Origin of the sequence: Streptomyces sp. NPDC045470, assembly GCF_040646595.1 — a bacterium.
Classification (GTDB): domain Bacteria; phylum Actinomycetota; class Actinomycetes; order Streptomycetales; family Streptomycetaceae; genus Streptomyces.
Window position 1 is genome coordinate 131,234 of the sequence record NZ_JBEZAN010000003.1, and the last position, 25,145, is coordinate 156,378.

Below are 25,145 nucleotides of genomic sequence, written 5' to 3' on the forward strand. Positions count from 1 at the left end.
GCCTGACAGAGTGTCCCCGACCGAGAGAGCCCGCCCGTGGTCAGCCCTTTCCCCCGTACCGGTCACCGGCCGCAACCGCCGCAGCCCGAAGGACCGGCATGATCTCGTCCGCCGCCCCTCCGAGAAGCGCGGGCGCCGCCCCCGGCACCGATGACGCGTCGGCGGAGTTCCACGCCTTCTTCGAGCGGCATCACGCCGAACTGGCCCGCCTGGCCCATCTGCTCACCGGCGAGACGGACGCCGCCGACGACCTGGCGGCGGACGCGCTGCTCGCCCTGTGGCACCGATGGGACCGCGTGCGCGACGCGGGCCACCCGGTGGCCTACGCCCGGGGCGTGGTGGCCAACATGGCCCGCGGCCGGATCCGCAGCACCGTGCGCGAGCGGCGCCGTGTCGCCCTGTTCTGGTCCCAGCGCTCGGAGGGGTCGGACGGCCCCGACGTGGCTGCCGTCGTGGACGTCCGGCAGGCGCTGGAGCGGCTGCCGTTCCGTAAGCGCGCGTGCGTCGTGCTGCGGCACGCGTTCGACCTGTCGGAACGGGACACCGCCCTGGCCTTGGGCATATCGGTCGGTACGGTCAAGAGCCAGACCTCCCGGGGCATGGCGGAACTCCAGCGGCATCTGGACGCCGGGGCCGTGGACGGCCTCGCGGGGAGGAGGAAGTGATGGCGGACGACGACGTGCGCGCGCAGTTGCGCGGCGCGGCGCGGGCCCACCGCCCCGACCGCGCCCGGATGCTCGCGCGGACGGAGCGCGGCATGGCGGGCTCCTCCGGGAGTGGCGCGGAGCCACGCCGCCGGGCGCCGTCCCGACCGTGGCCGCGGGTCGTCCTCGCGGCCGCCGCGACGGCGGGGGCGCTCGTCGCCGGTGGTTACGCGGTGGCGACGGTCGTGCAGCCTCCCGGTCCGGGAAAGGTGACGACGCGCCCGGCCGGTCCCGCCGGGCCCGGAGAGGACCGGCCTGCCGTCCCCGCTCCTCCGCCCCGTACCGAGGACGGCCCGCTGTGGTCGGACGGCTCGGTCGATCCGCACAGCAACGCCTACTGGGCGCAGAGCAACGTCACCCTTCGGACGGAGCGGCCACTGACCACGCTCACCGTGGAGCTGCGGATCACGCAGACCGGCGGCGTGCTGGACACCGGCCACTGGGCCACACTGCCCTCGGCCGACTTCACGGTGTCCGTGGACGAGCACGACGGCGTGCTGGTCTACCGGTGGACGCTGAAGCCGGGCCGGACCGTGCCCGCCGGGCGGCACGTCTTCGCAGGCCAGTACAACCACGCGGAAGGCGGCCGCGACGCCAAGGACGACACGTACGCGGCAACGGCCCGGGCTCCGGACGGAGCGTCCGGTGGCGAACTGCGCGTACGAGGGGCCTTCTGAGGGGACACGCCGGAGCCGTGCCGCGCGCGTCACTTCTTCGCGCGGCTCGGCTGCACCCGCTTCGGTTCGCCCTTCATCTTCGGATGCTCCGGCGGGTACGGGAGGTCTCCGAGCCCGTGCTCGCGCTCGTCACGGTCGGCGAGTTCGAGCGCGGCCTCCAGACGGCAGGGGTGCCGGTCCATGGCGGCGTGCAGGTCGCCCAGTGCGGCGAAGCGGGCCGGCATGGTGGCGACGTCGAAGTCCTCCGGTACGGCGTCGGTCAGTTCCTCCCAGCTCAGGGGCGCGGAGACCGGCGCGTGCGGGAAGGGCCGTACGGAGTAGGCGCTGGCGATGGTGCGGTCCCGTGCGGTCTGGTTGTAGTCCACGAAGATCTTGGCGCCGCGCTCCTCCTTCCACCAGGAGGTGGTGATCCGCCCGGGATCGCGCCGCTCCAGCTCCCGGGCCACCGCGATCGCCGAGCGCCGGACCTGGGTGAAGGTCCAGTCGGGCGCGATGGGCACGAAGACGTGCAGGCCGCGGCCGCCGGACGTCTTGGGCCAGCCGGTGAGGCCGAGGCCGTCGAGGACGTCACGCAGGGCGAGGGCGGCCCGTACCGCGTCCGCATAGCCGGTGCCCGGCTGCGGGTCGAGGTCGATGCGCAGCTCGTCCGGATGGTCGGTGTCGCTCCGGCGGACCGGCCAGGGGTGGAAGGTCAGACACCCGAGGTTGGCCGCCCACAGGACGGCGGCGGGCTCGGTGGGGCAGATCTCGTCGGCGTACCGGCCGCTGGGGAAGGAGATCCGGCCGGTGGGAATCCAGTCGGGGAGGTTCTTCGGCGCCCGCTTCTGAAAAAACGATTCTCCCTCCACGCCGTCGGGGTACCGCTCCAGCGTGGTGGGCCGGTCGCGAAGGGCGCGCAGCACGCCGTCGCCGACGCTCCGGTAGTAGCGGACCACGTCGGCCTTGGTGAAGCCGCGCTGCGGAAAGTAGACCTTGTCCGGATGGGACACCCGGACCGTCCGCCCGCCCACGTCCAGCTCCAGCGACTCTCCCATGCCACCAAACTAGGCCGTACGGGCACCCGCCGCCCCTCGGCGGGCGCGTACCGCTGCCCGGCCGCACCCCTCGCCGCACAATCGCCGCATGGATCTTCCCGTGATGCCCCCGGTGGAGCCGATGCTGGCCAAGGCCGCCCCGGACATCCCGCCCGGCATACAGTACGAAGCCAAGTGGGACGGCTTCCGGGCCATCGTCTTCCGCGACGGTGCCGAGATCGAGCTGGGCAGCCGTTCGGGGAAGCCGCTCACCCGCTACTTCCCCGAGCTGGTGGACGCCCTGCGCACCGAGCTGCCGCCACGCTGCGTGCTGGACGGTGAGATCGTCATCGCCCGGGACGGGCAACTGGACTTCGACGCCCTGCTGGAGCGCGTCCACCCCGCCGACTCCCGGGTACGCCGTCTGGCGGAGGTGACTCCGGCGTCCTTCGTCGCGTTCGACCTGCTGGCGCTGGGCGACGAGTCGCTGATGCCCGTACCGCAGCGGGACCGCAGGGAGGCCCTGGAGACGGCGCTGCGCGGGTCCGCCGATCCGGTGTTCACCGCGCCGGTCACCGAGGACCTCGACGTGGCCCGCGACTGGTTCGAGCAGTACGAGGGGGCCGGGCTGGACGGGATCGTCGCGAAACCGCCCGGGATGCCGTACCGGCCGGGCCGGCGGGTGATGGTCAAGACGAAGCACGAGCGGACCGCCGACTGCGTCGTGGCGGGTCTGCGACCGCACAAGAGCGGCCCGGTCGTGGGATCCCTGCTGCTGGGCCTGTACGACGCGGAAGGCCGCCTCCAGCACGTCGGTGTGTGCGCTGCCTTTCCCATGCGCCGACGTCAGGAGCTGATGGAGGAGCTGGCGCCGCTGCGGATGGAGTCCGTCGCGGGCCATCCGTGGGAGGAGTGGACCAGCGAGGAGGCACAGGCGGCGGGCCGGCTGCCCGGCGGCCCCAGCCGGTGGACGGGCAAGAAGGACCTGTCCTGGGTGCCGCTGCGCCCCGAACGCGTGCTGGAGGTCGCCTACGACCACATGCAGGGTGACCGGTTCCGGCACACCGCCCAGTTCCGGCGCTGGCGCCCCGACCGCGAACCGGCGTCGTGCACGTACGCACAACTGGAGGAGCCGGTCCGTTACAACCTCTCCGAGGTCCTCGGGGCGTGACCGCCGGCGCTGTGGCCGTTCTGCCCGCCCGCCAGCCCGCCTTCGCCGTAGCCGTAGCCGAACCGCCGTGCAAAAGCAACGGTGTTGAGCCACCCGCAATACTCCGCGAACTCCACCAGCTCCACGAACCTCATCAGCTCCGCGAACTCCGCGATCTTCTCCGCACCGTAATCATCGGGCGCCGCATAAGCGCAGGCGCCGACCGCCGCATAAACAAGGACATTGACCACTGCCGTTACGAACGGATTCGCCCTGGACGAGACGCAGGAACGGCGTAGAGACCGACAGAGACATCGGCATGGAGTCGGCATAGGTATAAGAGCGCCGGCAAACCTTCTCCACCACTGACTGCGCCATACCCGCTGGTCCCGGCCCCACCAGCTCCACCGGCCCCGCCGGCCGTGAAATAGCGCGCGATCACCCGAATACGCGTGAGCGACGGCGGCCGAGCCCGACCTCGTCGGCCTCTCCCCGCACCTTTCCCGGATCGTCACAACCCCGCCACAAACACCGTCCCCCCACCCGCAACCGCCACCGGCCAATTCCCGGTCATGGGATGCTGAAGCGTTGGCAGTTCACGGCAGAGACGGGAGAGTACGGCAGCGTGGGGGCAGAGATACGACGGAGCCTGACCGGCGTGTGGGACCGATTCGCGGCGTCCGACCCGGGACTGCTGCGGCTGATGGCGGGACTGCGGACGGTGGCGGCGATCGCGCTCACCCTCGTCGTCCTGGCCGTGGTCGGCACCGACGTCACGCATCTGGTCGCGGGCGCCATGACGGCGATGGTCGCCACCTTCGCCATCAAGGAGAAGCAGGTACGCGGCCAGGCGCTCACCCTCGCGCTCGGCCTGCCGACGGCGCTCGCCGCGGTCTCCCTCGGCGCGCTGCTGCACAGTCAGGTGATCGCGGGCGACATCTTCTTCGTCGCCCTCATCTTCGGCGCCGTCTACTGCCGCCGCTTCGGCGACCGCGGGACCGCCCTGGGTCTGATCGGTTTCCAGACCTACTTCGTCTCCCTGTTCGTCGGCGCCACCGTGTCCGCCCTGCCCGTCCTGGCGCTCACCCTGGCCGTCGCCTTCGCGTGCAGCGCCGTCGTCCGCTTCACCGTCGTACCGGAGACACCGCAGCGCATCCTGCGGTGGCTGCGCGGCGCCTTCCGGGCCCGGGTCGCCCAACTGGTCGCCACCCACATCGAGCTGCTGGACGCCCGTCCCGAGCAGCTCGACAAGGTCCTCGACGACCTGCGGCGGCACACCGCGCGGCTGCACGAGTCGGCGCTGATGATCCAGGGCCGGCTGGAGGACGGCACGCGGGACGCGGCCGGTGCCGCGCTGCTGCAACGCCGCATCGCGGACGCCGAGATCGCCACCGAACGGCTGGGCGTCCTGCTGCTCAACGCGCGCACCGCCGAGAGCGCGGACACCCTCACCCTCCACCTGCCGCAGGCACCGCTGCCCACGGCGAAGATGCCGGCCGAGGACGCCGCGACCGTCACGCTGCGCCGTGACCTCAACGCCCTGCACCTGCTGGTGTCCCGGGGAGCGTCCGACCAGCCGGGCACGGCCGTCGCCCACGTACGCAACCGGCTGCTCGGCTACCGCGACGAGGACAACCTGCCGCGTGCCTCGATCGCCGTCCAGGACGTGTTCCGCGGCATCGGTGAGGCCGCCCGTTCCGTACTGGGGCTGCGGCTCGCGCTGGACGGGCCGCAGGACGAGTCCGACGACACCCCCGCCACGACCCGTTCCCGTGAGGAGTTCGACGCCGAGGACATCGCGCTGGCCGGCGGCGCGGAGGAGCCCGAGGAGGACGACCGCGGGGGGCTCCAGCGTCCCACCACCCGGGCCGCGTTCCAGATCGCGGTGGGCTCCACGCTCGCCATCGTCGGCGGCGAGTTCCTGTCCGCCCAGCGCTGGTACTGGGCCGTGCTGACCTGCTGGGTCGTCTTCCTCAACACCGCCTCGACGGGCGAGATCATCATCAAGGGCTACCGGCGGCTGCTCGGTACGGTCCTCGGCGTGGTCGCCGGGGTCGGGCTCGCCGGCCTGGTCGGCAACCACACCTGGACGGCGTTCGCGCTCATCCTCCTCTTCGTGTTCGCCATGTTCTTCACGGCGCCCCTCTCCTACGCCCTGATGTCCTTCTTCGTCACGGCGATGCTCGGCCTGCTCTACACCCTCCTGAACACCTACAGCCTCGACGTCCTCATTCTGCGCGTCGAGGAGACCGCCCTCGGCGCCGCCTGCGGCATCATCGCCGCCGCCGTGGTCCTGCCGGTCCACACCGACCGGCGCACCGACGACCTCCTCGGCACCGTCCTGACCAAACTCGACGAGGTCGTCTCCGCCTCCGTCGACCAGCTCAGCGGCGGCCCCGCCACCGACCTGCTGGGCCTCTCCCGCGACCTGGACACCGCCCTGGACGAACTGCGCGCCTCCACCCGTCCGCTGACCCACCCGATCAGCCCGCTGCGCGTACGCCGCCAGACCGTCCGCTACCTCGTCGCCCTCCTGGAGACCAGCGCCTACCACGCCCGCTCCCTGGCGGCCACCGCCGAACTGCTCCCCTACAGCAAGACGATCGCCGCCGACCCCCGTCTGGAACGCGTCGGCCGGCGCATCGCCCACAACATCGAGACCATCACCGCCCACGTACGCGGCGACACGACCGACGCCCAGGTCAGCTCCGGCGCCACCATCGTCTCCCTCCTCGAATCCGACGGCTCGGGCGCCCCGAACCCCGGCACGGTGACCTACCGCGTCCTGCGCCACCTCCAGCGCCTCGACGAGGGCGTCTCCGGCCTCGCCCGCCCCCTGGGCGTACCGGTGGCAGGACGACCGGAGCCGAAGGGCAAGAACAGCGACCGCCGGGGCGCCGAGTCCGCGCGGACCTGAAGTCGCGGGGCGGTCTGCCGGGTCAGCGGTGCCCGGAGTCCCCCGGCAGGCCGTCGGCTCCGCCTTCCAGGCCGGAGCCGACGGCCTCACCGGTTTCCCGCGCCGTCAGGTACGGCCTGACGTCGTGCGCCTTGGCGCCGTTGTGGACCAGCCGGTCCTCGATCCGGTCGCCGAAGGCCGGTGCCAGGGTCTTCACCAGGGCGACGACATCACCGCGGTCGGCGATGTTGCACCAGGTGCTCACGCCCGCCGGCCAGGCAGCACGCCCTTCCGCCGGAGCGGGCCGCAGCCGGTCGAAGACGATGTTCCGGACGGCGAGCGGCGAGCCCAAGGTCACGAGGGCGAGGTCACGCCGCTCAGGGTGAGCGCACAGCCATTCGTACGCCACGACCGAGCCGAGCGAATGGGCCACGATCACCCGGGTCCGGTCGGTCACCGCCGCGGTCATCCGGCTCTGCACCTGCCGCCGTACCGCCGGATCCGTGAGGTAGCTCCGCACCTGACGGACGCTGAGAATCATCAGCCGTTCGCTCAGCCCGGCGAAGAAGGTCGAGTGGCTGAGGGCGTTCAGGGCCCGCTGGACGACGTACGGGGTCCTCAGCCGCGTACGGTCGCCCGGCCCCTCGACACCTGCCTCCTGGCGGGCGGCCTGCTCCCACCACGCCAGCAGCATCGCGCGCTCCAGGTCGTCGGTGACGTCGGAGGCGTCCAGGTCCGGCACGCCGACACCACGGTGCCCGGCGGGGCGGAAGAGGTCCCCGTAGAACGCCATGGTCACGTCCGCCCGGTCCACCCGGGCGCCGTTGAGGGCGAGGCCGTCGGCAAGGCAGGGGTACCAGCTCTCGGCCAGCGAGTGCCCACCGCCGAACTGCTGGCCGATGCCGTGCACCAGGACTATGCGGGTCATGGGCGTTCCTCCGGCAGGCGGTCCGTCGCCCGGCGGAAGGACAGGGCGGCCAGGCCCATGTCGGTGGCGAAGAACACCTGCCCGTCGTCGGTCATGGCCACGTCGTTGATATCGCCTCCCAGGTCGGCTTCGGCGAAGCAGTCGGCGGTCCCCAGGTCCCAGACCCGCACCAGACCGTAACTGTCGGCCACGAGGGCGGTGGGCCGGTCGTGGAAGATGGACAGCCGTACGGTGGTGAGCGGGGACGGGGAACGGTCGATGCCGACCGGCAACGCGTGACCGGTGGCGTGTTCCCACATCCGCAGTCGCCCGTCGCCCGCGCCGGTCAGCACGACGCCGCGCCCGCCGATCAGACCGAGGTCCACGTCGTACGCTCCCGACGGGTGGTCGTCCAGCGACGCCCCGAACGGCTCGCCCGTACGGAGGTCCCACAGGCGGACCGTACCGTCGAGCGAGGCACTGGCGGCGAGTTCGTGTCCGCACAGCGTGGCAGTCCGCATGTTCTGGATGCGTGCGCTGTGGCCGAGCATGGGGGGACACGCGGGCGCCTTGGTGATCAGGTCCCAGACGTGGATGGACCAGTCCTCGGCAGAGACGGCCAGGATCAGCACACGGTCGGCGAGCCGGTGGATGCGCGTCAGTTCCCAGTGCCCCGGTTGTTCCCACAGCAACTCCCGACGGCTCATGTTCCAGACCTCCAAGGCCGAGAAGCCGCACTTGGCCAGGAGGCATTCGTCGTCCACACCGCTGGTCACCATGGACCACAGGGTGCGGGCGGAAGCAAGGTGCGGAGCGGTGCCCCGGCCGTCCCCCACGGCGTGTACACGTACCGTCCCGTTACGGGCGCCTGTGACCACGGTGCGTCCGCGGGAGATCTCCGCGATGGACACCGCCGCGAGCCCCATGTCGCCACCGCACAGCGGCTCGCCCACCGGTTGCATGGTGGTCAGGTCCCACACCCGTACCTCGCGGAAGAAGGCGGTGATTCCCATCGTTCCGCCCCTGACACGGCCGAAGACGAGGCCGGTGGGCAACCGGCCTACGGGGGCCGCCACTTGGCCGGCGAGTGGCGCCCCCAGGGGGCTGCCGGCCTCCGGGTCCCAGATCCGGACAGTGTTGTCGGAGCTCATGGAAGCCACGACATCGCGCGTGCCGAGGCGCCCCAGTACGGCCGACCACACCATGCTCACATGCCCCGTGAAAGGGCTGCCGACCAGCATGCCCGAGCTGATGTCGTGCAGGTGGACCGTGTTTCCCTCGTGCGTGGACATCACCACGGGCCGGGCTCCGAAGAAGGCCACACCGACGGTCCGCGCCGTACGCTTCCAGTCCTCGACGCTGAGATGGTGCCGCAGGGTCGCGGTCAGATCCCCGCCGTCGCCGGTGACCCCCCACACGTAAGCGTGGTCGAGCGAGGTGGCGACGGCGATCTCGATCCCGCGGCCGCACTGCCGTACCGCCAGACGGACCACAGAACCGATATGGCCACTGAGCGGCGGAACCAGCGGCCGGTGCGTGGCCACGTCCCAGATCCGCAGGGTGCCGTCGCCGCTGGCGCTGACCAGGACGGTCCGGCGCGCCACCGTGGCCAGGGCAAGGCAGTTCACGCTGTTGGTGTGCCCTTCGAGTGGCGAGCCCAGCGGGGCGCCCCGCAACGCGTCCCACAGCCATATCATGCTGTCGGACCCGCCCGTCACGGCGAGCACCCGGCCGTCCAGCGATCCCAGCGCCACCGAGTCCACGGTGCCCGCATGGCCTTCCATCGGCCGGCCCACCTGGTCCCGGGTGCGCAGGTCCCACACCCGGGCCGTGCCGTCCTCACTGCCGGTCATCACCAACGGCCGGCCGCAGTGCTCGGTGAAGGCCAGTGCCTGTACCCGGCGTGTGTGGTTGCCGGCTGGCCGGTCCGCCGTCAGATCCCAGATACGGGCCATGCGGTCCATGCCCACCGTCACCGCCATCGGACCGTCAGGGCGGTCGGCCAGGGCGCTGTCCGTGATCTGACCGACGTGCCCCCGCAAGGGGTGGGCGAGCTGCCGCAGGGTACGCAGGTCCCAGAGCTTGGCCTCGTCCTTGCCGCTGGTGAGCGCCACCGGATCGCCGTTGAGCACACCGATCGCGACCGAGGTGACACCGCCGCGCAAGAAGTCCACATGGGCCGCCACGGGCTCCCCGATCTGCCGACGTTCCGCCAGGTCCCACAGGGAGACCATGCCGCTGTTGTCGCCGAGCAGCGCCACCGCGCGTCCCTCCCGCCGCCCCGTAGCCACGGCAGTGACGCCATCGGTGTGGCCGGTGAGCCAGGCACCGTCAGGCTCCGGCTCGGCGCCGCTCAGCAAGCCCGTGAGGTCCCAGACGTAGGCCCGCTTGTCGGCGCCCCCGGTGACGGCAAAGGGACGGCCGTCGATCTCCCCGAGCGCAGCGGAGTGGACGGTGCGTTTGTGCGCTGTCATGTTCCGTCCCAGCTGGCGTCTGTTCGTCAGGTCCCACAGACGCGCGGTGCCGTCCGCGCTCGCCGTCAGAGCTACCGGGGATCCGTCGAGGCCACCGATCGCGATGTCCATGACGGTGTTGGTGTGACCCGCCAGCCCCGTTCCGTACTCCTGTCCTGCCGAGAGGTCCCAGATCCGTACGCTACCGTCCACCCCTCCGGTCAGGGCGACCGTGTAGTCACCGATGTCGCCGATCGCGACCGCGCTGACGCCGATGCCGACTACGAGCGGCTCGCCGATCTGCTGCTGTGTGGTCAGGTCCCACACCCGGGCCGTTCGGTCGTTGCCACGCCCGCCCGTCACCGCGACGGGACGTCCGTCGAGAGCGCCGACGGCCACCGAGCCGACCCATGCCGTATGCCCGTTGAGCAGCCGGTGCGCCCCACTGGTCGACCACCAGGCCCACCGCGCCGACCACGGCAGTGCCACGCCGAGGCCGTCGATACGTTCGGCGAGTCCGTCCGCCCCGCAGCGCCGTGCCGACAACTGGAGGTCGGCGGCGCGGTGGCTCAGTGCTCGGCCGGGCGTCATCCGGTGGGCGATCTGCTCGTAGGAACTGCGGATGCGACGCGGACCGTCCGCCGCCTCGTCCACCGACACGGACGCCAGGGCACGCAGCAGCGCCAGCGACTCACTGGCCAGCAGGAAGCCGGGGTCGTTGATCAGCCCGACGAGACGTCCGGCAGCCTCCGCATGCGTGGCCAGATGCTGCCGCACGTACGGCGGGGCCGCGAACCAGTCCGGCGAGGTCCCGTCGGGCGACCGGGGCACCGTAGCGGTCAGAGCATCGACGACCGCCCTCTGAATCTCCTCCGGAGACCGGTCGGCGGTCCTCCTCAGGTGCTCGGCCAGCGCCTTGTGGTAGAGGCGGTAGGCCGAGCGGCGGTCGTCGTCCGTCACCTCCGCGATGTACGCCTCGGCCACGTCGAGCACCCACGCGATGTCCTCCTCGGTGCAGGGCGCGCCCGAGATGACGGAGGTGAGCGTCGTCCAGATGTGCCCGCGGGGCAGCCCCTTCCCTTCGGAGAAGGCCAACGACAGCAGCATCCGCCGGACCCGGGGTTCGTCGGGGCCGAAGCGTGCGAGGTAGTCGTCGAAGGCCTCGCCGATCTCGCTGGGCAGGTCGTCGGCCCAGCCCGGTTTCGACACGTCCACCGCGGCACTGTCGGAGCGCAGGGTCCGGGCGGTGGTCCGCGCGTAGAGGTAGACGCCGGCGGCCCGGCTCGCCACCTCACGGGCGACGGTACGGGCCAGCTCCTGCCGCTCGCGGTACGGCGTCGGCACCCCGGGCTCCTCGGCGGCCAGCAGCACCTTCGTCACATAGCCGGTCACGTCGTTCTCGTCGGCCCGGTAGGTGGGGTCGTCCAGGTCGAGCACGGTGAAGGTGGGGCCCAGGCTGGTGACCAGCTCGTGGCGGGTGCCCACGAGCAGCCGTACGCCGGGGATCTCCGACATGGGCCGCAGCAGTTCCCGGGTGATCCGGCGTGGTTCGCCGTGTCCGCCGGCGTCCGCCGCGGTGTCCGAGCCGGCCTCGTCCACGGCATCGACCACGATGACGACCGGCGCGCCCCGCCGTCCCCGCCGGGTGAGTTCCTGGAGGAGGGCCGCCGTTCCGCCGTATTCCGCCCCCAGGGTCTGGGCGATCCTCTCGACGACCTCTTCCAGCCGCTTGTGCCGCGCGTGCACGGCGGCCGTGACGCACCCTTCGGGGACGATCGTCGCCGGGTCGACGCCCGAGAGGTCGAGCCGATCGCGGTAGAGGCTGTCGGACAGGGCGACCACCCTGCCCAGCACCGCGGACTTGCCGCACCCCGGGCTCCCCGTGACGACCCGTCCACGCCCGTCTCCGTCGGCTGCGGTGAGCCACCGCACCAGGTGCGACAGGACGCGGACCCGGCCACTGAAGTAGATCCCCTGCTCCGACTCGAACTCGACGCCCCGCGAGCGGGGGCCGAAGTGTTCCGTGAGATCGCGGCTGGCCACTCGGCGCTGGACCTCCAGGTCCGTGCCGACCGGCGGCAGGTCCTCACGGAAGCCGCTGTTCGGGAGGAACGGTGCCAGTCCGGTGACCAGCCCGCTCGCCAGCTCCGCGCGCTGACCCCGGCCGTCGGCGTCGAGGCGCTCGTTGACCGCCTTGACCAGTTCGGTGAGGTCCAGGTACTGCTGCCGCTGCCCCGTACGGCCGGTCGTGGTGTCCACGGCGGCCCGGAACGCCGATACGAACGTCCCCTCCTGGGCGACGTCCTTCCGGCGGGCGGACGCCAGGAACCACAGCCCGGTCGAAGCGTCACCACCGCTCTGCCGGTACGCGATGGTCTGCAGCGCGACCCCGGCGCCCTCCGCCGCTCCGGCCCCGCCCGCGCAGGTGTCCAGGACGACCAGCAGCCGGCGGAGCGGCCCCTGGCAGAGAATGCGCACCACGTCCTCGGTGGCCAGTGCCGTCGCGGCCAGATCGTCGTCCCGGGAGTCCCAGCACAGCAGATAGTGGCGCCCCCGGTCCTCCACCACTCCGTGGCCGGCGAAGTACAGGACGACGACGTCGTCGGCCGTCAGCTCGCAGTCCCTGGACCAGTGGCTCAGTTTCCGGCGGATCTGTTCGGCACCGTCGTACTCCCCCAGCCCGGCGAGGACCCGCCGGTACCCGAAGCCTTCCAGCAGCTCCGTCATCGCCACGATGTCCGCGCTCACCGCCGGGAGTTGGTCCTCCTCGGGCAAGTTGCAGTAACGCCCGCTCCCCAGTGCGATGAATAATCGCCGCCCCACGCCTTCCCCACCGCCGTCCCCTGCGCGCCGTACCTGCATCCGGCCGGCCCGCCACGGCACACGTGCCGTGCCGGCCCGGGTGTGAACACTAGCGCCGGCGTTTTTCCCGGTACACCGATACGGAACGGCCAGGATGCCTCACAGCAAGCACCCCGGACGCCGGCCCGGACCTACACCGCCCGAAACCGCCCCCGCTCCACCTCCGCCACCAGCCCTTCCCCTGTCAACCGGTCCAGATGCTGCGCCGCCGTCCGGCGCTCCACCGGCCGCACGTGCGGTCCCGTGACGTGCGGCCGGTAGACCAGCCGGTGCTCGGCGATCTCCTCGACGGTGCGCGGCTCGCGGAGGAACGTGAGGAGCGCCGTCTCCCGCTGCTTCGCCACGCCGGCGAAGGCGTCCAGCCGGCGCCGGAACGCGGCAGCACCGTCGATCACACCTTTCTGGTGGGACGTGCCGTACCAGCGCGCGTCGATCTCCCGGCACCGGCGCATCGACGCTTCGAACTCCGTGAGGCTGCTGCCGAGGTCACCGTAGTACGGGCCGAACGACGTCAGGTCGATGTCCGCCACGAACAGGAATCCGTCCGGCTCGATCAGGAAGCCGCAGTGGCCTGCCGTGTGGCCGGGAAGGTGCACGACGGTCACCGTACGTCCGCCGAGATCGAACTCGGTGCCGTCGTCGAAGCCGTGCGCGTCCGGACGTCCGTGCACGTGGAACCGGTCCCGTAGCTGCTGGTCGGCGGCGCCGGCCGCGTCGGGCGGCAGGCCCAGCCCGGCGACCAGCGCCTCGCGGGAGCGCAACGCGGCGAGGTCGCCTTCGTGGACGTGGACCGGCACGTCGTAACTGCCGAGGCCGGCGATGTGGTCCTCGTGCGCGTGGCTGACCAGAACCAGGTCCGCCGGGGGCGCGTCCGTGACGAGGGACAGCGACGGGTCGATGACCAGGGTCGCGGTCGTACCCCGTACGAGCAGCGAGTTGGCGTACGGATAGGCACCCCGGCCGGGGCCCACGAGCACACCGACCCCGCCGAATTCCACCGCCGTGTATCCCGTGGTGCTCGTCCCCATGGCTATCGCGTGCCCATACGGTCCGACAGCCGGTCGAGTGCCCAGGCGGCCCGCAGCGCCGGGGCGTTGGCGACCGGTGAGGGAGCGAAGCGCGGTCGCTCCCGCCATACGGCGCCGAGGTCGCCGTGGAGTCCGCCGTCGGCGAGCCGGTCGGCGAGCAGGGTGCCGAGGTAGGGGGCCTGGGCGAGGCCGTGGCCGTTGCAGCCGACGGCGTAGAAGACGTTCTTCGCGGCCTCCCCGGCGACCGGCAGCCACGAGGGTGTCATCGCGATCCACCCGCCCCACGCCCGGCGGATCGCCACATCGCGCAGGGACGGGAACCGGTCGTGGAAGCCGCGGCCCAGGTCCGCCACGACCGCGGCGTCCGGCTCGCGGGCCCCCAGCGCCCCTCGCGAGGTCTGGATCCGGCGGACGGCGAAGGCGATCGTGTCGCGCGACGTGAGGCGGTAGCTCTGCATGAGGTTGTGCTGGGTGGCGATGCCGGCGCGGCTCGTCCAGCCGGTCGCCTCCAGGCGTACGGGGTCGATCGGTTCCGTCTCGGCCATGCTGACCCAGATCGGCGTGGCCAGGCGGCGCGGCGCGATCGCGAGGTCGCGGGAGTGGGCGTTGGTGGCGAGGAGGACCCGCTCGGCACGGACCCGGCCGCGCGGCACACCGATGACGACCCCCGCGCCACCGGGCTTCACGGCCCGTACGGGAGTGTGCTCGAAGACGCGTACGCCCGCCCCGAGCAGTGCCCGGCGGAGACCGAGCGCGAACTTCCCGGGGTTGAGCATGCCCCCGACACGCTCGTGGATGCCGCCGAGGAAGCCTTCCGGCAGGCCGAGGGCGCGGCCGTCGGCGAACTCGGCGTCCGCACCCGCCTTCCGCAGGACCCGCGCGTTGCGCCGCGCCTTCCGGAGCTGGCCCCGGGTGACGGCGGCCATGACGTTGCCCGTCGGCTCGTAGTCGCAGTCGATGCCGAGCCGCTGCATCAGTTTCTCGGTGAAGTGGACGGCTTCCTCGGCGAACCGAACGATCCCGGGGAATCGGCGCGGCTGCGTCGCGCTCAGTATCTGGGGATCGCCTGCCGGGGCACCGGTCAACTGGCCGGCGTTGCGCGAGGCCGCCCCGCAGCCGCAGACGCCGGCTTCGAGCAGGACGACGTCCGCCCCGCGCTCGGCCAGCCGCAGCGCGGCCGCCATGCCGCCGAGTCCACCGCCGACGACCGCGACGTCGCAGGTGAGTTCGCCTTCGAGTGACGGCACGGCATCGGTGGGGGGATCGACCCAGCCGGTGAACGAGGTGTAGGTGATGCCTGTGGTGATCATTCCATGCCTTCGGTGTCGGTGGCGGCCTCGTCGGTGCCCTCGTTGAGGGCTTCGTCGGCAAGGCATGTGAGCGTCCGTTCCCGCTCCGCCCGGACGGCGGACACAGCCGATGACGGCGGAGTCGTGACGCCCTGGGGCCCTGCCGGGTCTCGTCACGCCGGACTCCTCTGTTGTTGCGTCGCGCTCTGTTCGGGTTTCAGCGGCTACGTGGGGGCGCGATGGGGGTTCGCGCCGGGGCACTCGGGCCTTCGACCAACCAGCGCGCGGCAGACCCCACCGCTTCTCGATCTCGAATCGCGTTCGACTTTAAGCAGCGGGGGAGGCATCGTCAATCTCCGGCCCGATGACGTGCACCCTCAACACCGGCCGCCGACCGAGCCCTTGACCACGGCACAGACCCGATGACAACTCGAACTCGATTCGATGTCGAGTGGCGCGACTCACATCTCGCGGCGCCCAACTCACACCTCGCCTCTCGCCCCGCACATCTCGGCAGGGCGAGCGGATCACGCCCCGGGCCGCCGCGCGTGCCCACCGCAACGGCAGCAGAACGGAGCGGGACATGACCCATCATCAGGGCGCCGCTCCCGCACTCGGGAGGGCGAGTCGGAAGCGCGCACGATGGTTGCGTTCCTCGCATCGTCGGCCTTGCGCCGTCGGTACACCGCGTCCCGAAATCGTCGAGCCCCCGCGTTGACGGACGCCCCGCCGCACCGGCTGACGGCCCGTGGGCGCCTACGCGTCAGGCGCCGTCCGCGGCGTAAGTGGCGAGGTAGGCGGTGATGAGCCGTCGCGCCTCGTCGATCGTGGCGTCGTCACCGGCGGCCGAGTTCCGGAACGCGATGTCGAAGAGCCGATTACCGACCTCGAAGGCGAGCTGGAGGGCGATCCGGGGCGTGTCGGCGCGCAGGAGTTCACGCTCGACGAGAAGGTGCCGGAGCCGCTCGGCCTGCGCCGCGTCGAAGGCGCGGACCAGTTCGACGACTGGCGCGCTGCGGCCGGAGAACCACAGTTCGGTGCAGCCGGGATGCCGGCGGAAGTAGCCGAGCAGGGGGTCGATGACGGCGTCGGCGGCTTCGCGCAGCGTGCGCGGACCGGAGCCGTCCAGCGCGGCACTGATGCGGGCATCGAGGCGATGGGCATGACGCTGCATCAGTTCGGCCTCGACCTGGTACCGGTCGGAGAAGTAGTGGTACACGGAGGCGATCGGGATGCCGGCCCGCTCGCCGATCGCCTTGAGCGTGGCGGCCTCGTAGCCCTTCTCTTCGAGCAGGGCCTCGGCGGCCTCCAGGATGGCCCGCCTGCGCTCCACCCCACGGCGCTGCACCGCCGGGCGGGCCGACGCCCGACTTGCCGGAATCTTCTCGAACACGATTCGAGATCGTATCAGCCACGCCCTTGGCGCACCTCGCCGACGAGTTGACGACGAGGGACGCCCTTCCAAAACTCGAACTCGATTCGTATTCGAGTTAAGGTTCGGGTTCCGGTTCGACACATTGCTCGTCAGGGATACGGCGAGGACCACAGAACGGAGCGGCCCATGACCAACAGCTCTCACGACACCTCATACGACGTAGTGGTGATCGGCGCGGGCTTCGCCGGCGTCACCGCAGCACGTGACCTCGGCACCAGCGGGCATTCCGTGCTGATCCTCGAAGCGCGGGACAGGGTCGGCGGCCGGACCCACCTGGCCGAAGCCTTCGGCCGTCAGGTGGAGCTCGGTGGCACCTATGTGCACTGGACCCAGCCGAACGTGTGGCACGAACTCCGGCGCCACGACATCCCGCTGGCGGCACCGCTCGACATCGACACGGTGTACTGGCTGGCCGACGGCACGGTGCACTCAGGCAGCCGGCTCGACCACAGCAACGCCGTCGCTCCCCTCGCCGCCCGGTTCTTCGCCGACGCACGGGCCTGCTTCCCGATGCCGTACGACGTCACCGCGGTCGACAACCGTGCGATCGAGAAGGAGACCATCGCGTCCAGGCTCGACTCGCTGAACCTCTCCGTGCACGACAGGGACGTGCTTGAGGGGGCGCTGGCCACGCTGGTCCACTCCCCCGACGATCAGGGCGTCGCACAGTTGCTCCTCTGGGCGGCCACGACCTTCGGAGACTGGGGCGCGTTCCTGGAGACCGCCGGTTTCTGGCCGATCGAGGGCGGAACCAAGCGGCTCCTCGACGCCGTCCTCGGCGAATCGCGGGCAGAGATCCGGCTGTCCACCCCCGTCAGCGCCATCGATGACGACGGCTCCGGCGTCCTCGTGACCACCGGCGCCGGTGAGCGGATACGAGCCCGCTCCGCCGTCGTGGCACTGCCGCTCAACACCCTGGGCGACGTACGCATCACCCCCGACGTCGCCCGGCCGGCCCGCGCCATGATCGACCGGAAACACCCGGTGCGGAGTGCCAAGATCTGGGCGCGGGTCCGGGGCGAGGTCGAACCCTTCTGCGCCTTCGCCCCGGTCGGCAAGAACCCCGTCAACACCGCCCGGGTGGAGTACCGGCACGACGGCGACACGCTCGTCGTGTGCTTCGCCTCCGGCCCCTCGGCCGTCGGCGCCGGGGACCGCGAGGGCGTGCAGGACGCGCTGCGGACCTTCGTCCCGGGCATCGAGGTACGTGAAACCGCCGGTCACGACTGGGTCAGCGACCAGTTCTCCCAGGGGGCGTGGGCGCATCACCGGCCCGGGAACCTGAGCGGCGCCGTTCCGCTGCTGCGCGAGCCCCACGGGCGCGTTCACTTCGCCGGAGGCGACATCGCGTCGGTCGGTGTCGGTGGGATCGAGGGTGCCATGGAAACCGGCGCGGCCGCCGCCCGGAACATCGCGGCGGCGCTGGCCGACGGCCCCTACTGAGACTGGGCAGGTCCGTCCCCGCCGAGGAACCTCCGCAACCCCCGGGAGCCTGCCTCAAAAACGGGGTCGGACCACTTAGCATTCTGCTGCTCCGTTGCTCCGGGGCAGGCGTGCATTACGGGCGGTCTGACGGTATGAGCAAGCCCGGGGCAATGCACCGGACTCGACGCCGCATTCCCCGATGATCACACGTGGAGGAGCCCGTTGGCGCATTCCTGGCTCTCCGAACGCCGTCGCGCAACGTGGAGTTTCGCCATTGCGGCCTGCACGGCGGCAGTGCTGGTCTTCGCGGTCGACGACAGCGTCATGCAGATCTCAACGGCGGACGTCGGCGTCTTCGCGCTGTTCGCCTACCTTTCCAGTTATCTCGTCGCCACGCTGATCGCCTTTTCGACGGCCGGTCCGGAGCGGATCCGCCTCTGGGCTCGGCGCACGGCCCGCGGCACGGTCGTCCAGCGGTACGTACTCGGGACCGCACCCGGGCCCGGGGTGTCCATCTCCATCGCGGTCGCCGCCCTCGCGGTGGCGGTGGTGTGGCGCCCCGGATATGTCGCGTCGTCGCTGCCCCTGGCTCCCCGGGTCGCGGTGGCGCTCGTCCTCGTCGCGGACGCCTGGATCTGTGTGATGGCGTCCTTCGCGGTCGCCTTTCACGCCGACGACCTGGTGGAGAACCAGCGCGGACTGGAATTCCCCGGCGCGGAAACCGTGGTCTGGGCCGATTACGTCTATTTCGCCCTGTCGGTCATGACGACGTTCGGCACGACCGACGTGAACGTCACCTCACGGGAAATGCGACGGACCGTCGCGGCCAACGCGGTCGTCGCCTTCGTCTTCAACACCGTCATCGTGGCCAGTCTGGTCGCCGCCCTGGACAAGAGCTGAACGAACCGACCGCGGCCTATCCGAGAAAACTCAGCCGTACCTGCCGGTTCGGGTTGTCCACGTTCGTGTCCACCAGGCAGACTGACTGCCAGGTGCCCAGCGCCAGCTCGCCGCTGACGACGGGAAGCGTGGCGTGCGGCGGCACCAGTGCGGGCAGCACGTGGTCACGGCCGTGGCCGCGGCTTCCGTGCTGGTGGCGCCACCGGTCGTCCGCCGGGAGCAGATCCTGCAGAGCGGCCAGCAAGTCGTCGTCGCTGCCCGCGCCCGTCTCGATCAAGGCCACGCCCATGGTGGCGTGCGGTACGAAAACGTTGAGCAGACCGTCCCGGCCGTCGGCGACCTCCCGCAGGAAGGACGCGCACTCCCGGGTCAGGTCGTGGACCACCTCTTGCGAGCCGGTCCTGACGTCGATCTCTCGCGTCGTGAAACTAGCAGCCATGCACCGATCCTCTCAGATCGGGCATACGAATCCCGGCACGCCGGCCGGCCGAGCCGCGCCCCTGCCCATACGGGGCTCGCCCGGTCTCGCCGTCGGCCCCGGCCTCGCTCGACCGGTCTCGGCTCCCGCTCCGCGCGCAACGCCCGCGCAACAATGGTCCAGCAGGCGAGACGGCGTTTGACCCTTCTTCAGCCGCGCCGCTACGTTCAGCGACATGTCTACGTCAGCCCGGCTCACCACGCGCGGTCACATCGACCTGCTGCGGGTGGCGTCCTCCGCGTGTCGCCGCGGCTGTTGATGTCGCTGCGGCGCTGATGCGCTGAGCACCGACGCGCCGATGCGCTGTTGCGCTGTTGCGCTGTTGCGCTGTTGCGCTGTTGCGCTGTTGCGCTGACGAGCGGATGCGCTGACGTCGGCCCGTCACCGGCCCATCGCCGGTCCTGCTCGGGCCGTCCAGCGCCGATCGGCCGCCGATCCGGGCGCTGATCCGGGCGGCGGGCCTCTGATTTCTGACGATTCCTCCGTCTTCTTCCCCCCTTGTTTCTCTCCGCACTTCCCCTTTGCGGGTCCGGTGCCGCCGCAGGCGCGCGGTGCGTGCGCTTCCGCGTGCCGCCGCTCTTTGAGTTGGAGTGTTCATGACTGTTGATCAGGCCGCGCCGCCCGGTGTCGCGCCGCCCCCGCGCAACGAGCGACCGGTTGCGCCGGCGGCGCCGACGGCCGGGCCGCGTACCGGGCCGGAGCTGATCCCCGTCGTACCGGTGTCGGCCGGTCGCCGGAGCGCACCACGCTGGCTGCGCCGGGCCGTGGTGCCGGTGTTCCTGCTCGCGCTGTGGCAGGTGCTGAGCGCGAGCGGGGCCCTGGAGAGCGACATCCTCGCCTCGCCGGGGACGATCGCCCGTACGGCCTGGACGCTGGTGTCCGACGGGACGTTGCCGTCGGCGATGTTCGTGTCGCTGCAACGCGTCGCCGTCGGGCTCGCGGTCGGCGTGCTCGCCGGGGTGCTGCTGGCGCTGGCGTCCGGGCTGTCGCGGCTGGGTGAGGACCTGGTGGATCCCGTGGTGCAGATGCTGCGGTCCGTGCCGTGGGTGGGTGTGATCCCGCTGTTCATCATCTGGCTGGGCATCGGTGAGGCGCCGAAGATCGCGCTGATCTCGCTCGGTGTCGCGTTCCATCTGTATCTGAACGTGTACGCCGGAATCCGCGGCGTGGACGCGCAGTTGGTGGAGGCCGGGACTTCGCTGGGGCTCGGGCGCCGGGGGCTGATCCGGCACGTCGTACTGCCGGGGGCGTTGCCGGGCGCCATGACGGGGCTGCGCTACTCGCTCGCCACCGCCTGGCTGGCGCTCGTGTTCGGCGAGCAGGTCAACGCCGACGACGGTCTCGGGTTCCTGATGAACCAGGCCAGGGAGTTCTTCCGTACCGACGTGATCGTGGTCTGCCTGGTGGTGTACGCGGTCCTCGGACTGCTCGCCGACTTCATCGTCCGCACTCTCGAAAGGCTGCTGCTGCAATGGCGACCGACGTTCACCGGCCGGTGACGGAGACAGTTACGGGGGCCGCGCCGAAAGAACCGGTGGAACCGGAAGGAGAGGGGCGGGAGGCCGTGCGGGGCGAGGCGGCGGAAGCGACGGAGGTGCTGGAAGGCGCTGCCGTACGGGTGCGGGGGCTCGGCCGGGCATTCGGTGGCCGGGCCGTCATCGACGGGCTGCGGCTGGACGTGGCACCGGGTGAGTTCGTCGCGCTGCTCGGGCGCAGTGGCTGCGGCAAGTCGACGCTGCTGCGGGTACTGGCCGGGCTGGACCGGGAGGTCGAGGGCCAGGTGCTGGTACCGCGGCGCAAGGCGGTCGCTTTCCAGGCGCCGCGGCTGATGCCGTGGAAGCGGGTGTGGCGCAATGTGCTGCTCGGGCTGCCGGGCAGACCTGAACGGGATTCGGCGGAACGGGCCTTGTCCGAAGTGGGGCTCGGGCACCGTGCGGATGCCTGGCCCAAGACGTTGTCCGGCGGCGAGGCTCAGCGGGCGTCGCTGGCCCGCGCTCTGGTACGCGAACCCGATCTGCTGCTGCTGGACGAGCCGTTCGGAGCGCTGGACGCGCTGACGCGCATCAAGGCGCAGAAGCTGGTGGCCGAACTGTGGCAGGAGCGCGGCTGCGCGGTACTGCTCGTCACGCATGACGTGGACGAGGCGCTGCTGCTGGCCGACCGCGCGCTGGTGATGGAGAACGGCGTGATCGCGTACGAGCACAAGATCGACCTGCCCCGCCCGCGTGACATCGCCGACCCCCGGTTCGCCGACCGGCGCGCACGGTTGCTGGACCGCCTGGGAGTGGAGGGGGTGGACCGTGCGGTCGGGCAGTGAGGGATCGCAGGTGGCAATGGCAGTGGCAGAGGCAGAGGACGTGGAGCGACGGAACGGAACTCGCAAGCATGCGCGCACCACCCTGCTGCTCCCCGCCCTCCTGCTCCCCCTCCTCCTGACGCTCGCCGCGTGCGGCGGGGCGTCCCGGGCGAACGGTTCGGGGAGCGGCGGGGCCCGTGGCGGGACGGACGGCAAGGGGGCGGTGACCCTCCACGTCGGCGACCAGAAGGGCGGTTCGGAGGCCGTTCTGCGGGCGGCCGGGGAACTCAAGGACCTGCCCTACCGGATCCAGTGGTCGACCTTCACCTCCGGTCCGCCCCTGCTGGAGGCGGTCAACGCCGGCGCGGTGGACGTCGGCGGGGTCGGCAACACGCCGCCCGTCTTCGCCGCGGCGGCGAACTCGAAGTTCAAGGTGATCGCGGCGACGCACGGCTCGTCCGCGGGTGAGACAGTACTGGTGAAGAAGGACTCACCGCTCACCCGGCCCGCGCAGCTGAAGGGCAGGTCCATCGCGGTGGCGCAGGGCAGTTCCGCGCACTACCAGCTCGTGGCCTCCCTGAAGAAGGCCGGGCTGACGCCGCAGGACGTGACCCTCAACCATCTCCAGCCGGCCGACGCGCTGGCCGCGTTCAGCCGCGGCCGGGTGGACGCCTGGGCGGTGTGGGACCCGTACACCTCGCAGGCTCTCGACCAGACCGACGCGCGGATCCTGACCACCGGCGAAGGCGTCGTCAACGGTCTCAGCTTCCAGGTCGCCGCGCCCGCCGCCCTGGACGACCCGGAGAAGTCGGCGGCGCTCAAGGACTACGTCGGCCGGCTGCGGCGGGCACAGGACTGGGTCCACCGGCACCCGGACGCCTGGGCGAAGGCGTGGGCCGCGGAGACCGGCCTGCCCCGGGACGTGGCGCTGGCGGCGGTCAGACGGACGCGGGGTACGGCGGTCACGGTGGCCCTCGACCGGTCGGCCGTCGCGTCCGAGCAGCAGATCGCCGACACCTTCGCCGCGCTCCGGCTGATCCCCGGCCGCGTCGACTTCTCCTCCTTCGTCGACACCCGTTTCAACGGCGGCCTGCCGCCTTCGAGCACGGCGCCGCGTACCTACGGCTCCCAGGGCACCGGCAGCTCCCCAGGCGCCGGCAGCCTCCCACACACCGACAGCTCTTCAGGAAAGGCCGGCTAACACCGTGACCGTGCATCTTCATTGGTTCCTGCCGACCGGCGGCGACGGGCGCACCCTCGTCGACCGGCACGCGTACACCGACGGCGGCGTCCGGCGCGACCGCATCACCCCGGTCAGCGGCGTACGGGCACCCGACATCGACTACCTGGCGCAGGTCGCCAAGGCCGCCGAGCAGTTGGGCTTCGAGGCGGTCCTCACACCGACGGGAACGTGGTGCGAGGACGCCTGGCTGACCACCACCGCGCTCACCCAGGTCACCGACCGGCTGAAGTTCCTGGTGGCGTTCCGGCCCGGGGTGATCTCGCCGGTGCTGGCGGCGCAGATGGCCGCCACGTACCAGCGGATCTCCGGAGGCCGGCTGCTGCTGAACGTGGTGACCGGCGGGGACTCCACCGAGCAGCGGCGGTTCGGTGACGCGCTGGACCACGACCGGCGCTATGCCCGTACGGACGAGTTCTTGCAGGTGGTACGGGGTGTGTGGGGTGGCGCCCCGTTCGACTTCCACGGGGCGCACTATCAGGTGGAGGGCGGTCTGACCGCGCTGCCGCCGGACCCGCTCCCGGAGATCTTCTTCGGCGGTTCGTCGGCGGCCGCCGGGCCGGTCGCCGCCCGCAACGTCGATGTGTACCTCACCTGGGGCGAGCCGCCCGAGCAGGTCAAGCAGAAGATCGACTGGATTTCGGGGCTCGCCGCGCGGGAGGGCCGTACGGTCCGTTTCGGCATCCGGCTGCACACCGTCTCGCGCGACTCGGCGAAGGAGGCGTGGGACACGGCGGACCGGCTGCTGGGCGACCTGGACGCGGACACCGTGGCCGCCGCGCAGCAGGCGCTGGGCAAGAGCGAGTCGGTGGGCCAGCAGCGGATGCTGGCCCTGCACGGCGGCTCGCGCGACAGGCTGGAGATCTCCCCGAACCTCTGGGCCGGGGTGGGCCTGGTGCGCGGCGGGGCGGGAACGGCGCTGGTGGGCAGCCATACGGAGGTGGCCGACCGGATCGAGGAGTACCACGCCCTCGGGATCGAGCACTTCGTGCTGTCCGGTTACCCGCACCTGGAGGAGGCGTACTGGTTCGGCGAGGGGGTACGGCCAGAGCTGGCCGCCCGGGGGCTGCTGCCCGACGGTGTCCCTCCCCGGCCCGGGGTCCCGGCGTCCGGCGGGCGCCCGGCCTCCGCGTCGGGCGCCGCACCGCTGCTGGTCGCGGGCGGACGGTGAGTCGCCGCGGCCCTGAGTCGCCGCGCCTCTGTGCCCTGAGGCCCTGAGGCCCTGAGGAAGATTTTCGCCCCCACCCTGGTTGGTAGAAACATGAACAACATCGGGGTGCGGGAGACCGAGGTCGTCGTGGCCGGTGCCGGCCAGGCCGGCCTGGCCGCCGCCTTCCACCTGCGGCGGGTGGGATACGAGCCGGACCGGGACTTCGTCGTACTGGACCACGCGCCGCGGCCGGGCGGCGCGTGGCAGTTCCGCTGGCCCACCCTGACGTACGGGAAGGTTCACGGGATGCACGCGCTGCCCGGTATGGAGCTGGCCGGCGCCGACCCGGACCGGCCGTCCTCCGAGGTGATCGGCGCGTACTTCGACACGTACGAGCGGACCTTCGGGCTGCGGGTGCACCGGCCGGTGGACGTGCGGACGGTACGCGACGGCGCGGGCGGCCGGCTCCTGCTGGACACCTCGGAAGGGACGTACGCCACCCGGGCCCTGGTCAACGCGACCGGCACCTGGGACCGGCCCTTCTGGCCGCGCTTCCCCGGTCAGGACGTCTTCCGCGGCCGCCAACTGCACAGCTCCTCGTACCGCGGGCCGCAGGACTTCGCAGGGCGGCACGTGATCGTCGTCGGCGGCGGCACCTCGGCCGTCCAGCACCTGCTGGAGATCGCCGGGGCCGCCGCCGGGACCACCTGGGTGACCCGCCGCCCACCGGTCTTCCGCACGGGCCCGTTCGACGAACAGCAGGGCCGGGCGGCCGTCGCTCGGGTCGAGGAACGGGTCCGGGCGGGCCTCCCGCCGCAGAGCGTGGTGTCCGTGACGGGACTGCCGATGACCGACGCTGTGCGACGGGCGCGCGAACGCGGCGTCTTGGAACGGCTGCCGCTGTTCGACCGCCTCACCAGGACCGGCGCGGTCTGGTCGGACGGCCGCACCGTCGAGGCGGACACCGTGCTGTACGCCACCGGCTTCCGCGCCGCCGTCGACCACTTGGCGCCTCTCCGACTGCGCGAGCCCGGCGGTGGCATCCGCCTGGACGGAACCCGCGCCGTACGGGACCCCCGTGTCCACCTCGTCGGCTACGGCCCCTCCGCCAGCACCATCGGCGCCAACCGCGCCGGACGCGCGGCCGTACGCGACATCCGGCAGCTTCTGCGGCCGGACCGCGGCGATCGAGCGACGACGGTCTGACTCCAGAGGTCGAGTCGCGGCGACGGGCTTCACAGG

Annotated in this window: 20 protein-coding genes; 12 read left to right on the forward strand and 8 right to left on the reverse strand. The window is 71.7% G+C overall.

The features are described from left to right. The first annotated feature begins 98 nt into the window (after window positions 1-98). On the forward strand, window positions 99-665 hold the full coding sequence (locus AB0A97_RS11000; RefSeq protein WP_361147654.1) for a SigE family RNA polymerase sigma factor: 567 nt from the start codon (window positions 99-101) through the stop codon (window positions 663-665). Then, a complete protein-coding gene (locus AB0A97_RS11005; RefSeq protein ID WP_361147656.1) occupies window positions 665-1,381 on the forward strand; it encodes a hypothetical protein in 717 nt (238 codons plus the stop codon). The genes AB0A97_RS11000 and AB0A97_RS11005 overlap by 1 nt, the downstream gene beginning before the upstream one ends. A gap of 29 nt (window positions 1,382-1,410) precedes the next feature. Here AB0A97_RS11005 and ligD read toward each other — a convergent pair whose 3' ends face one another. Beyond that, window positions 1,411-2,415: a non-homologous end-joining DNA ligase gene (ligD, locus tag AB0A97_RS11010; RefSeq protein ID WP_361147658.1), complete on the reverse strand. Its 1,005-nt coding sequence runs from the start codon at window positions 2,413-2,415 to the stop codon at window positions 1,411-1,413. An 88-nt stretch (window positions 2,416-2,503) separates the two neighbouring features. Here ligD and AB0A97_RS11015 point away from each other — a divergent pair, with 88 nt between their 5' ends. Next, window positions 2,504-3,565, forward strand: coding sequence for an ATP-dependent DNA ligase (locus tag AB0A97_RS11015; protein WP_361147660.1), 1,062 nt, complete (start codon window positions 2,504-2,506; stop codon window positions 3,563-3,565). On the opposite strand, the gene AB0A97_RS11020 is transcribed toward AB0A97_RS11015, so the two are convergent. Further along, window positions 3,535-3,795 (reverse strand): hypothetical protein, encoded by a 261-nt coding sequence (locus tag AB0A97_RS11020; protein WP_361147662.1) that lies wholly within the window; start codon window positions 3,793-3,795, stop codon window positions 3,535-3,537. The two genes, AB0A97_RS11015 and AB0A97_RS11020, sit on opposite strands and share 31 nt — an antisense overlap. A 326-nt stretch (window positions 3,796-4,121) precedes the next feature. Between AB0A97_RS11020 and AB0A97_RS11025 the strand changes: the two genes are divergently transcribed. Continuing rightward, on the forward strand, window positions 4,122-6,461 hold the full coding sequence (locus tag AB0A97_RS11025) for an FUSC family protein (RefSeq protein ID WP_361147664.1): 2,340 nt from the start codon (window positions 4,122-4,124) through the stop codon (window positions 6,459-6,461). Between the two features lie 22 nt (window positions 6,462-6,483). Here the strand turns inward: AB0A97_RS11025 and AB0A97_RS11030 are convergent, their stop codons facing one another. The 5 genes from AB0A97_RS11030 to AB0A97_RS11050 form a co-directional block, all read right to left on the reverse strand. Continuing rightward, a complete protein-coding gene (locus AB0A97_RS11030; protein ID WP_361147666.1) occupies window positions 6,484-7,368 on the reverse strand; it encodes a hypothetical protein in 885 nt (294 codons plus the stop codon). Beyond that, complete coding sequence (locus AB0A97_RS11035; protein ID WP_361147668.1) at window positions 7,365-12,662, reverse strand: caspase family protein; 5,298 nt, start codon at window positions 12,660-12,662, stop codon at window positions 7,365-7,367. Before AB0A97_RS11035 ends, AB0A97_RS11030 begins: the two co-directional genes overlap by 4 nt. A 131-nt stretch (window positions 12,663-12,793) precedes the next feature. Continuing rightward, the gene (locus AB0A97_RS11040; RefSeq protein WP_361147670.1) at window positions 12,794-13,690 is read right to left on the reverse strand and encodes an MBL fold metallo-hydrolase; all 897 of its coding nucleotides are present in this window, start codon (window positions 13,688-13,690) and stop codon (window positions 12,794-12,796) included. A gap of 2 nt (window positions 13,691-13,692) precedes the next feature. Continuing rightward, window positions 13,693-15,000, reverse strand: coding sequence for an FAD-dependent oxidoreductase (locus AB0A97_RS11045; RefSeq protein WP_361147672.1), 1,308 nt, complete (start codon window positions 14,998-15,000; stop codon window positions 13,693-13,695). Window positions 15,001-15,742: 742 nt separating this feature from the next. Beyond that, window positions 15,743-16,372 (reverse strand): TetR/AcrR family transcriptional regulator, encoded by a 630-nt coding sequence (locus AB0A97_RS11050; protein ID WP_361147674.1) that lies wholly within the window; start codon window positions 16,370-16,372, stop codon window positions 15,743-15,745. A 168-nt stretch (window positions 16,373-16,540) separates the two neighbouring features. Between AB0A97_RS11050 and AB0A97_RS11055 the strand changes: the two genes are divergently transcribed. Continuing rightward, on the forward strand, window positions 16,541-17,857 hold the full coding sequence (locus AB0A97_RS11055; RefSeq protein ID WP_361147676.1) for an NAD(P)/FAD-dependent oxidoreductase: 1,317 nt from the start codon (window positions 16,541-16,543) through the stop codon (window positions 17,855-17,857). A gap of 306 nt (window positions 17,858-18,163) precedes the next feature. Next, on the forward strand, window positions 18,164-18,739 hold the full coding sequence (locus AB0A97_RS11060; protein ID WP_361147678.1) for a DUF1345 domain-containing protein: 576 nt from the start codon (window positions 18,164-18,166) through the stop codon (window positions 18,737-18,739). Between the two features lie 16 nt (window positions 18,740-18,755). Here AB0A97_RS11060 and AB0A97_RS11065 read toward each other — a convergent pair whose 3' ends face one another. Next, entirely contained in the window at window positions 18,756-19,178 is a 423-nt protein-coding gene (locus tag AB0A97_RS11065) for a YjbQ family protein (RefSeq protein ID WP_361147680.1), read from the reverse strand. Window positions 19,179-19,392: 214 nt separating this feature from the next. On the opposite strand from AB0A97_RS11065, the gene AB0A97_RS11070 reads away from it, so the two are divergent. The 6 genes from AB0A97_RS11070 to AB0A97_RS11095 all read left to right on the forward strand — a co-directional run bounded on the left by AB0A97_RS11070 (window position 19,393) and on the right by AB0A97_RS11095 (window position 25,109). Next, complete coding sequence (locus AB0A97_RS11070) at window positions 19,393-19,476, forward strand: putative leader peptide (protein ID WP_358970165.1); 84 nt, start codon at window positions 19,393-19,395, stop codon at window positions 19,474-19,476. 337 nt (window positions 19,477-19,813) lie between these two features. Further along, window positions 19,814-20,716 carry an ABC transporter permease gene (locus AB0A97_RS11075; RefSeq protein ID WP_361147682.1) on the forward strand — a complete coding sequence of 301 codons (903 nt, stop codon included), beginning with the start codon at window positions 19,814-19,816 and terminating at the stop codon, window positions 20,714-20,716. Next, window positions 20,689-21,534, forward strand: coding sequence for an ABC transporter ATP-binding protein (locus AB0A97_RS11080; protein WP_361147684.1), 846 nt, complete (start codon window positions 20,689-20,691; stop codon window positions 21,532-21,534). Before AB0A97_RS11075 ends, AB0A97_RS11080 begins: the two co-directional genes overlap by 28 nt. Window positions 21,535-21,616: 82 nt before the next feature. Then, window positions 21,617-22,714 (forward strand): ABC transporter substrate-binding protein, encoded by a 1,098-nt coding sequence (locus AB0A97_RS11085; RefSeq protein WP_361148751.1) that lies wholly within the window; start codon window positions 21,617-21,619, stop codon window positions 22,712-22,714. A 4-nt stretch (window positions 22,715-22,718) separates the two neighbouring features. Continuing rightward, on the forward strand, window positions 22,719-23,924 hold the full coding sequence (locus AB0A97_RS11090; RefSeq protein ID WP_361147686.1) for an LLM class flavin-dependent oxidoreductase: 1,206 nt from the start codon (window positions 22,719-22,721) through the stop codon (window positions 23,922-23,924). 90 nt (window positions 23,925-24,014) lie between these two features. Continuing rightward, complete coding sequence (locus tag AB0A97_RS11095) at window positions 24,015-25,109, forward strand: NAD(P)-binding domain-containing protein (RefSeq protein ID WP_361147688.1); 1,095 nt, start codon at window positions 24,015-24,017, stop codon at window positions 25,107-25,109. Window positions 25,110-25,145: the final 36 nt, after the last annotated feature.

Coding starts and splice junctions, on each gene's coding strand:
- AB0A97_RS11000 (WP_361147654.1), top strand. CDS start 99: ATGATCTCGTCCGCCGCCCCTCCGAGAAGCGCGGGCGCCGCCCCCGGC.
- AB0A97_RS11005 (WP_361147656.1), top strand. CDS start 665: ATGGCGGACGACGACGTGCGCGCGCAGTTGCGCGGCGCGGCGCGGGCC.
- ligD (WP_361147658.1), bottom strand. CDS start 2,415: ATGGGAGAGTCGCTGGAGCTGGACGTGGGCGGGCGGACGGTCCGGGTG.
- AB0A97_RS11015 (WP_361147660.1), top strand. CDS start 2,504: ATGGATCTTCCCGTGATGCCCCCGGTGGAGCCGATGCTGGCCAAGGCC.
- AB0A97_RS11025 (WP_361147664.1), top strand. CDS start 4,122: ATGCTGAAGCGTTGGCAGTTCACGGCAGAGACGGGAGAGTACGGCAGC.
- AB0A97_RS11030 (WP_361147666.1), bottom strand. CDS start 7,368: ATGACCCGCATAGTCCTGGTGCACGGCATCGGCCAGCAGTTCGGCGGT.
- AB0A97_RS11035 (WP_361147668.1), bottom strand. CDS start 12,662: ATGCAGGTACGGCGCGCAGGGGACGGCGGTGGGGAAGGCGTGGGGCGG.
- AB0A97_RS11040 (WP_361147670.1), bottom strand. CDS start 13,690: ATGGGGACGAGCACCACGGGATACACGGCGGTGGAATTCGGCGGGGTC.
- AB0A97_RS11045 (WP_361147672.1), bottom strand. CDS start 15,000: ATGATCACCACAGGCATCACCTACACCTCGTTCACCGGCTGGGTCGAT.
- AB0A97_RS11055 (WP_361147676.1), top strand. CDS start 16,541: ATGACCAACAGCTCTCACGACACCTCATACGACGTAGTGGTGATCGGC.
- AB0A97_RS11060 (WP_361147678.1), top strand. CDS start 18,164: ATGCAGATCTCAACGGCGGACGTCGGCGTCTTCGCGCTGTTCGCCTAC.
- AB0A97_RS11065 (WP_361147680.1), bottom strand. CDS start 19,178: ATGGCTGCTAGTTTCACGACGCGAGAGATCGACGTCAGGACCGGCTCG.
- AB0A97_RS11070 (WP_358970165.1), top strand. CDS start 19,393: ATGTCTACGTCAGCCCGGCTCACCACGCGCGGTCACATCGACCTGCTG.
- AB0A97_RS11075 (WP_361147682.1), top strand. CDS start 19,814: ATGACTGTTGATCAGGCCGCGCCGCCCGGTGTCGCGCCGCCCCCGCGC.
- AB0A97_RS11080 (WP_361147684.1), top strand. CDS start 20,689: ATGGCGACCGACGTTCACCGGCCGGTGACGGAGACAGTTACGGGGGCC.
- AB0A97_RS11095 (WP_361147688.1), top strand. CDS start 24,015: ATGAACAACATCGGGGTGCGGGAGACCGAGGTCGTCGTGGCCGGTGCC.